The sequence below is a fragment of the Colwellia sp. TT2012 genome, from assembly GCF_001440345.1.
Classification (GTDB): domain Bacteria; phylum Pseudomonadota; class Gammaproteobacteria; order Enterobacterales; family Alteromonadaceae; genus Colwellia.
The window spans coordinates 1-221 of record NZ_LJYX01000220.1 but is presented as its reverse complement, the minus strand read 5'-3'; the positions used below and the strand labels follow the sequence as shown (position 1 = coordinate 221).

1 tRNA gene is annotated in these 221 nt (G+C 43.0%); it reads left to right on the top strand.

What is annotated here, in order from left to right:
* The first annotated feature begins 141 nt into the window (after window positions 1-141).
* Window positions 142-218 (top strand) — tRNA-Ile (locus ASU03_RS19615).
* The last annotated feature ends 3 nt before the right edge of the window (window positions 219-221 follow it).

Here is a 221-nt window from a genome sequence, read left to right as displayed (position 1 = left end):
TAACAAGGTAACCCTAGGGGAACCTGGGGTTGGATCACCTCCTTATCTTGAAGTAAAATTGCTTAATGGAAATCAGTTTTCGGATTGTATTTCACGAGTGTTCACACAAATTACATGATAACAAAATAAAGAAGAAACGATAGGTCTGTAGCTCAGCTGGTTAGAGCGCACCCCTGATAAGGGTGAGGTCGGCAGTTCAAGTCTGCCCAGACCTACCAATT